At 35.0% G+C, this 14474-nt stretch carries 11 protein-coding genes; 2 read left to right on the top strand and 9 right to left on the bottom strand.

The genetic code is table 11. The features are described 5' to 3' along the window. Positions 1-261: nitrilase-related carbon-nitrogen hydrolase (locus AO58_RS0116280; RefSeq protein ID WP_024982708.1), on the top strand; the 261-nt coding region annotated here is incomplete at its 5' end. A 124-nt stretch (positions 262-385) separates the two neighbouring features. Here the strand turns inward: AO58_RS0116280 and AO58_RS0116275 are convergent. After that, positions 386-2686 (bottom strand): family 20 glycosylhydrolase, encoded by a 2301-nt coding sequence (locus AO58_RS0116275; RefSeq protein WP_024982707.1) that lies wholly within the window; start codon positions 2684-2686, stop codon positions 386-388. A 191-nt stretch (positions 2687-2877) separates the two neighbouring features. Here AO58_RS0116275 and AO58_RS0116270 point away from each other — a divergent pair, with 191 nt between their 5' ends. After that, positions 2878-3654 (top strand): DeoR/GlpR family DNA-binding transcription regulator, encoded by a 777-nt coding sequence (locus AO58_RS0116270; RefSeq protein ID WP_024982706.1) that lies wholly within the window; start codon positions 2878-2880, stop codon positions 3652-3654. On the opposite strand, the gene AO58_RS0116265 is transcribed toward AO58_RS0116270, so the two are convergent. Genes AO58_RS0116265 through AO58_RS0116230 form a run of 8 tightly spaced genes read right to left on the bottom strand, consistent with a single transcriptional unit; the run spans position 3651 to position 14104 of the window. Further along, positions 3651-4721 carry a dipeptidase gene (locus tag AO58_RS0116265; RefSeq protein ID WP_024982705.1) on the bottom strand — a complete coding sequence of 357 codons (1071 nt, stop codon included), beginning with the start codon at positions 4719-4721 and terminating at the stop codon, positions 3651-3653. The two genes, AO58_RS0116270 and AO58_RS0116265, sit on opposite strands and share 4 nt — an antisense overlap. A gap of 20 nt (positions 4722-4741) precedes the next feature. After that, positions 4742-5857 carry a D-TA family PLP-dependent enzyme gene (locus AO58_RS0116260; protein ID WP_024982704.1) on the bottom strand — a complete coding sequence of 372 codons (1116 nt, stop codon included), beginning with the start codon at positions 5855-5857 and terminating at the stop codon, positions 4742-4744. 4 nt (positions 5858-5861) lie between these two features. Further along, positions 5862-6509, bottom strand: a complete 648-nt coding sequence (locus tag AO58_RS0116255) for a bifunctional 4-hydroxy-2-oxoglutarate aldolase/2-dehydro-3-deoxy-phosphogluconate aldolase (protein ID WP_024982703.1) — start codon at positions 6507-6509, stop codon at positions 5862-5864. Positions 6510-6527: 18 nt separating this feature from the next. Next, positions 6528-7559: a sugar kinase gene (locus AO58_RS0116250; protein WP_024982702.1), complete on the bottom strand. Its 1032-nt coding sequence runs from the start codon at positions 7557-7559 to the stop codon at positions 6528-6530. A 10-nt stretch (positions 7560-7569) separates the two neighbouring features. Beyond that, entirely contained in the window at positions 7570-8037 is a 468-nt protein-coding gene (locus AO58_RS0116245; protein ID WP_024982701.1) for a RidA family protein, read from the bottom strand. Between the two features lie 4 nt (positions 8038-8041). Beyond that, the gene (locus AO58_RS0116240; RefSeq protein ID WP_024982700.1) at positions 8042-9361 is read right to left on the bottom strand and encodes a gluconate:H+ symporter; all 1320 of its coding nucleotides are present in this window, start codon (positions 9359-9361) and stop codon (positions 8042-8044) included. A gap of 17 nt (positions 9362-9378) precedes the next feature. After that, positions 9379-10905: a SusD/RagB family nutrient-binding outer membrane lipoprotein gene (locus AO58_RS0116235; protein ID WP_024982699.1), complete on the bottom strand. Its 1527-nt coding sequence runs from the start codon at positions 10903-10905 to the stop codon at positions 9379-9381. Positions 10906-10948: 43 nt separating this feature from the next. Next, a complete protein-coding gene (locus AO58_RS0116230) occupies positions 10949-14104 on the bottom strand; it encodes a SusC/RagA family TonB-linked outer membrane protein (RefSeq protein ID WP_024982698.1) in 3156 nt (1051 codons plus the stop codon). Positions 14105-14474: the final 370 nt, after the last annotated feature.

Here is a 14474-nt window from a genome sequence, read left to right as displayed (position 1 = left end):
AACGCTTGGGACGCCTTACTCAAAGCTCGAGCGATCGAAAACATGTGTTATACTATTGGAGCGAACAGAATAGGAGTAGACGCCAATCATCATCAATACAACGGACATTCGCAAGTGCAAGATTATTTGGGGCGCGCTATTATTGAGCCACAAGAATCCGAAGGTGTTTTTGTAGCTACTTTGGATAAAAATGCACTAGTAGAAACCAGACAAAAACTAGGTTTCTTGAAGGATAAAGATGATTTTGGTATTATCTCGTAAACGAAATAAGCTAAAAAGTATAAATTATTAAATAAAAACACACAATGTTTTTAACTTACTCTTTTATAAATACATGCCTGTAAAACTACATGCGGAATACTATTATTACGGTTTGTGTTTTTTGCTATTCATAAAATAATTGTTCGCTATTTAGTTCTTTTTTTTCCTTGCCTTCTTGCTGAATGTAGCATTTAAGCTCGGCACTACCATCGGCATCAAAATAGCTTAAATTAAATTTGTGAAATCCTTTTTCGAGTTTTACGGCTCCGAACGCTTCATTGATCCAATGTCTTCCATCGTTATCAATAATGATTTCATTGTCAATGTAAAGTTTTGCGCCGTCATCTGCGATACAAGATAAGGTATAAGAACTGGTTTCAGGAATGTAAAGATATCCTTCTAGTTTTAAACCAAAATAACGAATCTCTTTTGATTTGAAGTCAGTTATTCCGATAGTTCCTTTATGAATACCAGAACGGAGAAATTGGGCAGTATCCAGTTCATTTGTTTGTTGAAAAAGATCTTGAAAATAGTAATATTTCAAACCTGTTTTTGTGGCTTTAACTTTTTGGGCAGCTAAGGTTTCAGAGTTTTTAATTATCACTTTATTGATTGAGCTTCTTTTTCCAGATTCACTAATTTGAATTGTTTTTATTGTTCGGAACTCTCCTTTAGGAATATTGATTGTAACGGGTTCTGTGTAACGCCTACTGGTTTGGTCTGGATCATAACCGTCAATGCTGTAAAATATTTGTCCGTTTTTTAGAGTTGGCTTAATATCTAATGTGAATTTGGAGGCTTCCAATGCGGTGTTTGTTATTCCTAGTGGTGTCGGGGGCTTATACAATTTGTTTTGTTTTTCAAGCTTTTCTAGATGATATGGTATTTTTACAAGCATAAAATTAGTGTAATTTTTATGCTCCGTTTTCGTCCAAGCAATTTCAGAAAGTGCAAACAATCTAGGATAAAGCATGTAGTTTAATTTAGCAGCACTTGTTATATATTCTGACCAGACATTAGCTTGAACTCCTTTGATGTAATGTTGTTCTTCTGGTGATAATTCATGTTCTGGTGTTGGGTTGTAATGGTACACCTCTTCTAAAGTTGTTAATCGCCCCACACTTAAAGGTTCTTGTAAAGAATAACCTTGGTTGTGGTCAAAATAAACATAATCTTCAGGTGTCATTATTACAGGATGTTTTTGTTTGGCAGCGCTAATTCCTCCAGATTCCCCTCTCCATGACATTACTGCGGCATTAGGGGCTAGACCTCCTTCTAAAATTTCATCCCAACCGAATATTTGTCTGTCATTTGTATTTAGATATTTTTCTATTCTTTTTATAAAATAACTTTGGAGCTCGTGTTCGTCTTTTAAATTCAGTTCTTTGATTCTTTTTTGACAATTAGGGCATTGTTTCCATTTTGTTTTTGGACATTCGTCACCTCCAATGTGAATGTATTTACTAGGGAAAAGTGATAGCACTTCTTTAAGAACATCCTCAAGGAACGTAAAGGTTTCTTCTTTTCCTGCGCAATAAACATCTTCAAATACCCCCCAAGACTCAATGACTTTAAAATCTGAAGAAGGAAAACAAGCTAAATTGTGATACGAAGCGACAGCAGCTGAAGCGTGACCAGGCATTTCAATTTCAGGAATAATGTTTACATAATGGTTCTCGGCATATTTAACGATTTCTTTTATTTCGTCTTGGGTGTAATAACCACCATAAGGGTTTCCATCAAAAAATCGCGGAAATCGTTCAAACTTATTCCCAACAAGTGTCTGAGCTCTTTTGGATCCAATTTCGGTAAGTTTTGGGTATTTCTTAATTTCTATTCTCCAGCCTTGATCATCAGTCAAATGCCAATGAAAAGTATTGAGTTTATAGTATGACATCTGTTTGATCAAATCTTTGATGACAGTAGTTGAAAAAAAATGGCGACTTACATCAAGTAGCAAACCTCTGTACGAGTATCTTGGCTGGTCTTCAATCTCAATACAGGGAATTTTTACTTCGTTATTGCTCGACAAATGATTTGGAAGTAGTTGCAATAAAGTTTGAACTGCATAAAACAGTCCTTCCTCTTGACCTGTGATAAAAATTCCGTTTGCGGTTATTTTTATTTTATAGGATTCTTTGTTTGGTAAGGTATTGTCTGTTGTGTTAAATTGTATGCTACAGTTTGTTTTTTGGTTGGATAGTTTTGTGTTTAAGATATCTTCTAAAATACGAGCTGTTTTAAGTTCTTTGTCACTAAACACTTTTTTTTCAAATTGTATTTTCACTTTTCCTTTTATAATGAGACTATCTCCGTTTGATTTGTAATAATTTGGAGATGGAATTATAGTGTTGTTACTCAACTGATCTTGTGAATTTGAGTAAAAACTAACAAAGAAAATAAGGAAGAAAAAAAATTTTTCCATGGTTTAATTTTAAGAGATTGAATTAATTTTAAAATAATAAAAATATATTTATGCAAAAAAACGCAACAATACAAGACGATTAAAGTTTTTGGTAATTAGTTTATTAACTAGTTGTCACTCCGCAGAGGTGTGAATGTTTGATTACGTTCTTGCATAAAATTATTACATTTGTACAAATAAATTGAAGATACATGAATGAAAATGAATTTGTGAATTTCACGAAGGAAGATAGAAAAGCTCATATTATAAAAGAAATAAATTTGCATACTCGTGTAAGTTTTGAAACGTTATCAAGTCAATTATTTGTTTCAGAAGATACCATTAGGCGAGATATAAATGAATTAGAGTTAGAATCATTAGTGATTAAAGTAAAAGGGGGAGCAATGACCAAGGCTTACCATCATTCTTCTTCTTCAACCCAAACTTATGCAGGAGAGTCTAAAAAAGCAATAGCCCTTAAAACCACTTCATTATTAAAAGAAGGTATGGTTTTAATGATCGGCGGTGGAACTACTATTAGAGAATTTATTAGATTAATTCCTAACGATTTAAATCTTACTGTATTTACTGTTAACATTTTGTCAGCTGTTGAATTGTTGGACAAACCCAATATTAAAACCATAATGATTGGAGGAAGCATTTCGTCATATAGTCAAATGTGTGTTAGTGGTGATGTGTATCAGCAATTAGCGAATATTAAGGTTGATTTATTAATTTTAGGTACAAATGCATTAGATATTGAAGGTGGTTTCTCAGATTCAGATTGGGAAACCGTTCAAGTAAAAAAAGCAATGATTCAAGCTTCAGAAAAAACGGCAATACTGACCATTTCTGAAAAACTCGACACAGTATTAAAAATGAAAATTGCCAACTTATCCGAAGTAGATTATGTGGTTACCGAAGTAGATTCTGATCACGAAAAGCTACAATCGTATAAGCAGGCAGTTCCCAGTTTAGTATTTCTTTAATTCCAATTTTTCAATAAAAAGTTAATCCAATTCTGGTGAAAGATATTTTTTAAATCCTCTTCAGAATAGCCATGATTTCTAAAAATTGCAACCAGTTTTTGTAAGTCTGCAATTGTATTCAAGTCATACGGACTTTGTTCCGTGCCAAAAGCACCATCTAGATCCGATCCGATTCCAATATGGTTGGCATTTCCAGCTAATTGGCAAATGTGATCCATGTGTTTAAAAACAACTTCCAAATTACAGTTCATATCAATAGGGGTAGAAACGCCTCTCTGCCAATTGGAAACTAACATCCAGGCATCTAAGGCGCCTCCTATTACTGCCCCTCTGTTAATCAATTCATTAATCTGTTCGTCGCTGTATTGTCTGTTGTGGTTTACAATGCTTCGGCAGTTATTATGACTTGCCCAAACCGGACCATTAAAATGATCTAGAGCTTGCCAAAAAGCATCGTCGCATAAGTGTGTTGCGTCAAGAATAATATTCAAACGCTCCATTTCTTTGAGTAATTCAAGCCCGTTTACGTTCATTTTTCCCGTGGCATCAGTTCCATTTGCATAGCGACCCGGTCCATAATGTGCTGGACCTATCGCTCGTAATCCGTATTTATATGCTTTTTCTAGATAGGAAATATCTACTATAGAATCGGCTCCTTCTAAACTAAGAATATATCCAATGGGTTTTTTATCGTTTGGTGCACCATCATTCCATAAATCCAATTGCTTTTGTAATGATTTTTTATCAGTAATTTGAAACATCTCACCAGCTTCTTCCATACATTTATACCATACTAGTTGCGCTTGTGTTTGTGCCCAAGCTTGTTCAGGAGAGTTCCAGCCGGGAATTTCACTATCAGGCTTTACAAAACGAGCGATTTGAGTTGCCACCACAATGCCAATATTCCCTTTTCTTAAGTCAGGGAAAGATACCGTTGCTTTTGCACGGTCTGGTTTGTCGGTCATGCCTTGCTCTAAAAGGCGTAATGTGGCTACATCCTTTCTTAAATCTCTATTCCATTCCATCGCGTTCATGCTTAGGTCTAGGTGTGCATCTATTATAAACATAAGATTGTAGTGTTTGTAGTTTAAATGGTTATTTTTTTATTTCTAGCCTTAACCATCCATTGGTTATAAATTTTGTGTTCATGGTCAACTACTTGTACAGATTCATACAAAGCGCAAGTAGGACAGATATGGTAAGGCAAAGCATAAATTAGGGTGCCAATTGGATAATCCTTTACGCCGTTGTTTTCTAAAACTAAATGTTCTTCGGAATGGGCAATTGGAATTAGTTTTTCATCATTCAGGATGACCAATCGTTTATCCAAAGGATTTTCGGATGCAACAGATTTATATCCAATATCGATGCAAATTGTTTTTGCAGTTGGTTTTGAGATGACAGTTCCAACAAGTACTGCAGCAAGTTTAAAATCTTGTTCGGGTAAATGTGTTTGGTAGTTTACATCCCAAAAAATGAAAGTACCTGGGCTACATTCTATATCTTTTATTTTAGCATAAATAGGAAACGTATTTGAACCACCTGCTACAATATTAAGTTGATAGTCAAATTCTTGTTGTAATACAATTAAGCGGTTTTTTATTTGTTCAAATGCCGTCAGAGCATCCCGTTTTCGTTGTTCAAGGCTTCCTTTTAAGTGTCCGTCATAAAGATGTAATCCTATAAAGTTGAGATTTGAAAGTTGGGCAATTTTTGTTGCTAAATGCTCCCAATTGCTAGAAAAATTAGCGCCCGTTCTGTTCATTCCCGTATTTATGTCAAGGTAAATGTTTAAGGTTAAACTGTTTTCTTTGGCAAGTTTGGCAAGTTTTTCTGCAACTTCAAGACTATCAACTATAGTTGAAAAATGAGTGTTTGGGTATTTTTTAATTAATTGAATCCATCGATTACTTTTTAGTCCGACAGGTTGATAGGCCAGTAAAACATCTGAAATATGATGCATGGCACTCAATTCGGCCTCTGCAATTGTAGCGCATTTTACTTTATCAATTTGATATGTTTTGAAAAGGTCTAAAACTTCACCAATTTTATGCGTTTTTATGTGTGGTCTTACTCTTTGTGTATCGCCATCAACAGACTCTATTAGTTTTTCAATATTGAATTTCATTCGTTCGGTATAAACGGCCAAGAATGGAGTGTCGATAAGAGTTTCAGGATTTATTTCCCACCAATTATTTTGCATAACTTTATTTTCTATATTTTTCTACCACAGCTATTAAGTTTTCAAAAACAGCACAAGATTTCTCAAAAGTTATCTGGGCTAATGTTTCTTTTGAAAATAAATTAGATCCAATTCCAACACATACAACACCGGCTTTGAACCATGCTTTTAGATTGTTTTCTTCTAGTGTTACTCCGCCAGTTGGCATTAATTTTAAGTTGGGGAATGGCGCTTTTATAGCTTTTACATAATCGACACCTCCTATTTTATCGGCAGGGAATAGTTTGACTATTTCTGCACCTAATTTGTTGGCATAAAGGACTTCATTAAGCGTTGCGGCTCCAGGAATCCAATAGATGTTGTTTTTAATGCAATACTCTCCAATTTCTGGATCGGTATGCGGGCAAATGATACAATCTGCACCTAGATTGTGATACAACTGAGCGTCGTCACTATTCAAAATTGACCCAACACATAATTTTAAGTCTAAGTTATGCTCTTTTTTATAGGCCACCATTTGACTAAAAACTTCTTTTGCAGAAGTGGAGCGTGCGGCATACTCAATAATCTTGATTCCCGTTTCTGAAGCAGATTTCATTATGATTTCTGCAGTTTTGATATCTATTTTAGTGATTAAGGGAAGTACTCCTTGTTTTTTTAAAATTTCGTACATGAGTTTGTTTAATAAATGTTATCGGCTAATTCGATTACTAGTACCAATCTCTAGAAAATGTTTTATTTCTTCGGGAGAAGTCACAGCGAAATCGCCATGAATACTTTGTTTTAAAACACCACAAGCAGTTGCCCATTCTATACATTCTTGTGGATGCTTATTGTTTATTAAGCCATAAAGTAAGCCAGCAGTAAATGCATCTCCAGAACCAATTTGATCTGTAACCAAATGAATTTGATGTGATTTAGATTGATATAAATGCTCTTCGTACATCAACATTGCCGAGTAAATATGAGATTGACCTTCTGATTTTCTGAAACTCATTGCAAGAGTTTTTAGATAGGGCATTTTTTGCTTTAAAAGATCGTATGCTTTTTTAAAACGATCTGTGTCGGAACTTTTGTTGTCTGTTTTTATGCCAAAATAAATTTCAACAGCGTCTAGGTCGGCTACTGTAATGGTACTATAATAGAGTAATCCGGGCATGATTTCAGAAGGTTTTCTTCCGTATTGCCACAACTTTGAACGGTAGTTAAAGTCGGATGATATAATTATACCTTTTCGATGGGCTGATAATATAGCTTCTCTACAGGCTACACTTGCTTCTTCTGAAACTCCCGGACTAATTCCTGACCAATGAAAATGAGTCACATCTTCCAGTACATTTTCCCATTTGATTTGATCTTGAGGGATAGTAGCAAAAGCAGAATTATTACGATCATAAATAACTTGCGACTGCCTTATTTGATTGCCGTTTTCGACAAAATAAAGCCCCATGCGTTCACCACCAAAAACACAGTTAGACGTTTCTACTTTGAATTTGCTTAACTCATTCAAAGCCAATTTTGCTAAGTCATTGTTTGGTAATCGAGTCAAATATTTGGTCTGTATGCCTAATTGCGAAAGTAGGATACACACATTTGCCTCGGCACCTCCTGTTTGAATACGCATTTCATTTGCCTGAGTAAATCTAAATCCATTGGTAACGCTCATTCGTAATAAGAGTTCGCCAAAAGCAACCACTTTTGCTTGTGTACTTTCGTTATTCATTTGTGATGTATTAGTATAATTCAAAAATTGCTTCAACTTCTACAGGGATGTTATCGGGTAAAGAACCCATTCCCACGGCACTTCTCACTCCAATTCCGTTTTCTTGCCCCCATACTTCGGCAAACAATTCACTGCAACCATTAATTACATACGGATGTAATAAAAAATCTGAACTGCAATTGACCATTCCTAGTACTTTTATAACTCTCTTTACCTTGTTTAGGCTCCCGAAATTTGTGATAATAGTAGATAGCATGGTTAAGCCCACTTGCTTAGCGGCCAATTTTCCTTCTTCGATATCCATATCTTCTCCTATGCGTCCTATAATAAGGGATTTGTCATTTCTTACAGGGCCGTGACCAGAAAGGTACAGGTATTTTCCTTCAATTAAGTAAGGTTTATATATTCCAAGAGGCATAGGTGCTGGCGGTAATGATAGGCCTAGCGTTTCAAATTTTTCTTGTGGTAATATGTTCATGATATTAATGTATAATAAAGTTGAGTATAAAAATGAAAACAATTCCAAGTACAGACACCAAAGATTCCATGACGGTCCATGATTTAATTGTGTCTTTCATGCTGGTATTAAAGTATTCTTTAAACATCCAAAAACCAGGGTCGTTGACATGAGAACACATCAAGCTACCGGCTCCTATGGACAAAACTAATAGGTTAGGATCTAGCTCTTTCAATTGTAGTAGTGGCACTAAAACCCCTGCAGTCATTAAGCCCGCTGCTGTAGCCGAACCAATACAAATTCGAATTAATGCGGTGATTAACCAAGCAAGTAAGTAGGGATGAATGTCTGTGGTTATTAAATTTTCTACAACCGTTTGGCTAACACCACTAACGATCATTACTTCTTTTAGGCTTCCTGCACCACCAATTATTAGTAATATTAGTGCCACATCTTTGATAGCCATCACATAATCTTCAGAAATCGCCTTCATACTTTTTCCGGTGCGTAACCCTAAAGTATAAGTGCAAATGATTAAAGAAAGTAGCATAATATTACTGGGTTCTCCAATGGTTTTACAGATAATGCTTACTTGTTCATTTTTCCAAACAAGAGGTAATAATGATGTAAGGGTTAATCCGAAAACTGGAAATAAGGAAGAAAAGATACTCACCAAAAAACTTGGTTTTGTTGTTGCTTCGATGGATTGTTCAACGGGTACAATCGTGTTTTCGGAGTTGGGTTTAATATTTTTTAAAACATTAGAGAACAACAAACCTGCAATGAGAATAGTGGGGATTGAAATTAATATTCCATAAGTCAGCACCAAACCAATTTCTGCATTAAGGAGATTGCTTAATGCCATGGGTGAAGGGTGTGGAGGCAAAAAACCATGCGCTACTGAAAGAGAGGCCAACATAGGAATGGCCAAATAAACTTTAGGCAATTTGAATTGATAGGCTACCGAAAAAATTAATGGTACTAAAAGAACAAAACCAACACTGTAAAAAAGTGGAATTCCTACTACGAATCCAGTAATCATTAGTCCTAAGCGGGCATATTTTTCACCTGTCCATTTCATGATTGTCTTTGAAATAACAGTTGCTGCTCCAGAGGAAACGGTAAGTTTTCCAATACATGTTCCAAAAACAAGTATAAGAGCAATAGAGCCGAGCATGTCACCCAAACCTTTTTGCACAGTTTGTGTTAATGTCATCATTGGCAAGCCCAAAAGAAGGCCTGCCAACAATGAAGTTATAATAAAAGCAATAAATGGATTAATTTTAAACCATGTTATTTGAAGAACAAGAAAAATAATGCATGCTGCAAGAATTAATAGGCTCATTATATTGTCGTATGTTTTTATTTGTCCCACCAAACTCTTGTTGTAAAAGAGTCGGCACCTTGACGTTTAGAAGCTTCTGCTAAGTTAATTGAATTGACAGAATATTCTCCTGTTGGGTATTTAATTCGTCTAGGGATGGTTCCGTTTGTAACGTTTCCAGGGAAGTTTATCGGTGTTAATTTTGGGTATCCTGTTCTTCTCCAGTTGGCATATATTTCTTGTTCATCAACGAATAAAGCAACCCATACTTGTGTATGAATTTGATCCATTTTTTCATCAAATGAACCGTTAGTGTTAAATGGGTTAGCGGTTAAATATGGCGTAGCATCGTTTATGGTGTAACTTGCGCCGTAGATTCCCATATTTGTAAAAGAAGCTTTTACGGCTTTTTCATACAGGTTTTTATCTGTTTCTGCGGTGTACCATCCTCTTAGTGCTGCTTCTGCTAGATACAAATTAGTTTCTACATTACTAAGAATTATAAGAGGTGCATCAAATCTAAGAACCGTACTTTGATTGGGTTCTGAATAAGTAGCTTGTTCAGATGGAGAAGGGGCTGTTTTGATTCCGTTTGGAAAGCCTTTTTGCGCAGCGCTAGTAGTATTTTGTGTAGTTCCTTGCCAAACGCCAGCATACACAGAAATTCTAGGATCGGATGTTGCTTTTAATACATCAATAAAAGTTTTTGCAAGTTTGCCACCTTCCCCATTTTTTTGTCCAAAAGAGCCTTGAGAAAAATCTTGTCTTCTTGGATCGAAAGCGGATGGATTGCGGTTAAAATCATTTGGGCCGTCTGTATATTTCATTATGGCATTGTCTGTACCGTTAATGATTACTCCTCCAGCAATTGCTTTGGTGACCCAAGATTTAGATAGATTAGGATCAACTTTGGTAAGCCTCAACCCTAAACGAAGCATTAATGAGTAAGAGAATTTTTTCCACTTTGCGATATCTCCGTTATAGATCAAATCGGCATTGCCAAAACTTGATTTAGAAGGGTCCAATCCTAAGGCTGCTTCTTCTAACTCTTTTAAGAGATCTTTATAAATTGATTCTTGGCTGTCATACTTTGGCAGGAAAATTTGGGAAGTACTAGATTTTGCTGCGTCAAAGTATGGAATATCACCATATAAATCGGTTATTCTATGATATAAATAAGCTTTCCAAATTCGAGAAATGTTTAATTTGTTACTGTCATTTGGAGTGTTTTTTAGGGCATCAATTACAATTGAAATTTCATTAATCGCAGTTGGGTAGGCTTGAGAAAAATAGGCCGAATAATACACCTCATTGTTGAGGTATTTATCTCCCACACCAGAGGCTTCTTTATAGGTCGCGTAATGTTGGATCATCCCACCACATTGTAGTATGTTGGTAAAAAAATAATTGTTGTTTAAACCGTCTAATTGGGATTTGCTAAAAATAAAATTAACATTTCCTTTTTCAACCGCATTTGGATTGGTATTGATTTCTTCAAAATCCTTGGTACAAGCTGTGATGCTAAATAAAAATAGCCCAGCGAAATATAATATTGTGTTTTTCATTTTCCTTGCGTAATTATATCTTACTAAAAAAATAAGAATTGATTTATAATTTAACATTTAAGCTTAAACCAAAACTTCTAGTTTTTGGCACTCCAAATTGCTCTACTCCTTGTGCATTTCCAGCGCTGAAAACAGATTCAGGATCAACATTTGGTGTTTTCTTATAGAGAATAAATAAGTTTCTTGCTACAAATGACACAGACGCCCCTTGTATTTTTGACAACATTTTTATTCTACTAATTGGAAGTTGGTAGCCAATTATTATTTGTCTTAATTTAATAAAACTAGCATCATATATAAATTCAGATGAAATATTTCTAAGTCCATCGTAATACGTTCTTAAGTTTTCAGGGGCAATAACCATATCAACTGGTTTTCCGTTTGTATCAACACCTTTGATAGGTAAACCATTTTCGCGACCTTCTAGTGTTAGTTTTGTGAGTCCCATTCTAGTCCCGTACAAGTCAGTACCTGAATACAGGCTACCTCCAAATTTCCCATCAATTAAGAAGCTAAAGGATAGTGACTTGTATTTGAATTCATTGTTGAAACCAGCTGCCCAAGGATGAACACCTTGTCCTAATTCTTCAAGTGGTCCTCTTGCTATACTAGCAGAGCCGCCACTTACATTGTAAACTATATTTCCTTTACTGTCTTTTAGCGGACTGTATCCTTTTATAGTGCTATAGGGTCTATTAATATCGCTTGCAATTGTAACATATCCATTTACTGAGGTTCCCATTGTGATAGAATTCAACTGCTCAGTTAATGCTTCTACTTTGTTTTGATTGTATGAAGTATTAAAACTGGCTTCCCAAGAAAAGTTGGTTGTGTTAATTATTTTCCCGCTAATGAGAAGTTCAACACCTTTGTTACTCATTTTTCCAACATTTAATAAAGCACTATTGGCTCCAGATGCCGTTGAGATGGTGGTTTCTACAATATCGTTGGTAGTAGAACGATTATACCAGGCAAAATCAACATTTAAGCGATTATTGAAGAAACCTAAGTCTGTACCTATCTCGAAAGTTGTTGAGGTAAGTGGGCTTAAAGTTGGATTGGGTACCCTTGATCCGGTTGGAGCTTGTAACTGCTGTCCGTTATGTCCTCCTTGGATCATAGAATATGAATAATTTAATGCATAAGGATCTGGTGTAGCGCCACCTACTTGTGCCCATGAACTTCTTATTTTTGCAAATGAAATCCAGTTCGGCATCGTTGCTAATTCTGATAAGATTATACTTGTTCCTACTGATGGGTAGAAAATACTATTATTGTTTTTTGAAAGAGTTGAAAACCAATCTTGACGTCCTGTGAAATTTAAGAATATCGTATTTTTATAATCTAAATCGATTGCGCTATAGATTGAGTTTGTTTTGGTCTTTCCGTATAGATAGTTGTTGTTTAAAGTAGTTAAATTGGTAAGAGAATAAAAATCTTCTAATACAAATCCAGACCCTTCGATTCTTGTTTCATCCCTAGATGTGGTACGTGAATTTACTCCAGCTAGTGCGGTTAGAGAAAAGTTTTCTAAAATATTTTTTTTACTATAATTAAGTACTGCTTCGGAGTTGAGGTTAGACAAGACCATTTTTGAGCTTTGAACATATCCAATTGGATTGTTTAGAGTAGTTTTAGGTATATATCCGTAAAAATTATAATTTGTATAATCTTGTCCGATACGTCCTTGCAAAAATAGATTTGGAGCAAAATTTAGTTTTACATTTAGCATACCAACAAATCTGTTTTTGTTGTCGTTGTTTTTAATTTTGTTGATTACAAATTGTGGATTTGTTGCTATTGGAACTGGATTCCAAGCAATTTCAGTTCCTGAGGAGTCATAACCAGGAGCTAGGTTTCTAATGTCTACTGTATTGGCAAGCATGTAAGCCCCCCAGTTTGGATTCGCTTCTGCATCGGATACTGTAGTTCTGTTGTTTGATTTCTCTATATTATATTGTGTAACTAAATCAAATTTTAACCAATCGGTTAAGTTAACATTAGTCGAGATATTAATTGTTTTGATATTAAAATTTGTGTTTGGAACAACCCCTTCGTTATTCATATTAGAAAAAGAGAACCTTCCTGTTGCTTTTTCGTTACCTCCTGATAAAGCAATGGAGTTGATGAATGTTGTGCCAGTTCTATAAAAGTTTTTAATATTATCTTTTTGTGGACTGTATGGTCTTTTTACTCCATCAAATTGAATCACGTCTGTTCCGTCCATTTTGGCACCCCATGACCAACGACCATAATTAATAGCCTCAGCTTGAGTAAGTGGTTTTTTTCCTAATGCTCCTGCTCCATATTCATACTGCCAATCCGGAAATATTGATGGAGTTTCAAATGTGAAAGATGTGTTGTATTCAACACCAATTCCTTTTTGGGCGGTACCCCTTTTGGTTTGTATTAAAATTACTCCATTAGCAGCATTTGATCCATACAACGCGGCAGCAGTTCCTCCTTTCAAAACGGTTATGCTTTTTATGTCGTCTGGATTAAGAAGTGTAGTTCCGTCTCCTCTGTCAACATTTATTCTTGTTGATCCAGCGCCATTACCAATGCCGGGCAAGTTGAGTTGAGTGTTGTCTATAGGTAGATCATTTACAATGTACATAGGCTGGTTGTTTCCATTTAAAGAGCCATTTCCTCTTATAATTACTCTACTAGAACCATTAGGTCCTGATGCGGCACTACTTACATTTACTCCTGCTATTTTGCCTGTTAGTGCATTTGCAATATTTGCCTCTTTGGCTTTGTTGACGTCAGAGCCTTTTAGTTCTGTAACTGCATAAGCAACTGATTTGCTGGATTTTTTGACTCCTAATGCGGTAACGATTACTTGGTCTAGTACATTTTCTGATGGCTTTAATGTAATTTGTAATTCGTTTCTATCATTGATTGCTATTTCTGCTTTTGAATATCCCATAAAATTCACCACAATATGTGTTTCGTTTTCTGGAACACTAAGTTTGAATTTTCCATCAAAATCAGAGATAGTTGTTATTTTTTTATTACTCTTTGCTTGTATTATTGCACCAGCGATTGGTGTTCCTGTATCTTGGTCTAAGACTTGACCAGACACATCAATTTGTTTGCTTTTTTGTTGCAAATTATACTTTGTTGTAGCAGCTTTGGCTGTGCCTGTTGTGAGTAGTATTACTCCAACAATTAATAGAAATAATAACTTAATTTTCATATTCTATAATTTTTCATGGTTTTTATTGATTAATTTATTTTTCAAATGTAAATAATTCATTTTATTATCAAGCAATTTTTTTGCAATTTTTTTGCAATTTTTTTGCATTTGAAACATTTTAATTCCATTTAAAATCTAAATGCATCTTTTTTTTTCTTAATATATATGCTAAAAACTTAGTAAGATTGTGCTTGTAGCCTTGGGAAAACTTAAATGATTTATTTTAAAAAAGTAAAATGAAAATAGCCATCCTGCAATCGTCCTTAGTCTGGGAAAATCCAGCTGAAAATCGCATTCAGTTCGAAGAAAAAATCCATGCGATTGATGAAAAAGTTGATCTAATTGTATTGCCTGAAATGTTTACCTCAGG

It is taken from the genome of Flavobacterium succinicans LMG 10402 (assembly GCF_000611675.1).
GTDB lineage: Bacteria > Bacteroidota > Bacteroidia > Flavobacteriales > Flavobacteriaceae > Flavobacterium > Flavobacterium succinicans.
This window is presented reverse-complemented; position numbering and strand designations above follow the sequence as displayed.

Excerpts from the sequence above, each read along its gene's own strand:
- AO58_RS0116250 (WP_024982702.1), bottom strand. The coding sequence starts at position 7,559 with ATGAATAACGAAAGTACACAAGCAAAAGTGGTTGCTTTTGGCGAACTC.
- AO58_RS0116265 (WP_024982705.1), bottom strand. The coding sequence starts at position 4,721 with ATGTTTATAATAGATGCACACCTAGACCTAAGCATGAACGCGATGGAA.
- AO58_RS0116260 (WP_024982704.1), bottom strand. The coding sequence starts at position 5,857 with ATGCAAAATAATTGGTGGGAAATAAATCCTGAAACTCTTATCGACACT.
- AO58_RS0116275 (WP_024982707.1), bottom strand. The coding sequence starts at position 2,686 with ATGGAAAAATTTTTTTTCTTCCTTATTTTCTTTGTTAGTTTTTACTCA.
- AO58_RS0116255 (WP_024982703.1), bottom strand. The coding sequence starts at position 6,509 with ATGTACGAAATTTTAAAAAAACAAGGAGTACTTCCCTTAATCACTAAA.
- AO58_RS0116235 (WP_024982699.1), bottom strand. The coding sequence starts at position 10,905 with ATGAAAAACACAATATTATATTTCGCTGGGCTATTTTTATTTAGCATC.
- AO58_RS0116270 (WP_024982706.1), top strand. The coding sequence starts at position 2,878 with ATGAATGAAAATGAATTTGTGAATTTCACGAAGGAAGATAGAAAAGCT.
- AO58_RS0116240 (WP_024982700.1), bottom strand. The coding sequence starts at position 9,361 with ATGAGCCTATTAATTCTTGCAGCATGCATTATTTTTCTTGTTCTTCAA.
- AO58_RS0116230 (WP_024982698.1), bottom strand. The coding sequence starts at position 14,104 with ATGAAAATTAAGTTATTATTTCTATTAATTGTTGGAGTAATACTACTC.
- AO58_RS0116245 (WP_024982701.1), bottom strand. The coding sequence starts at position 8,037 with ATGAACATATTACCACAAGAAAAATTTGAAACGCTAGGCCTATCATTA.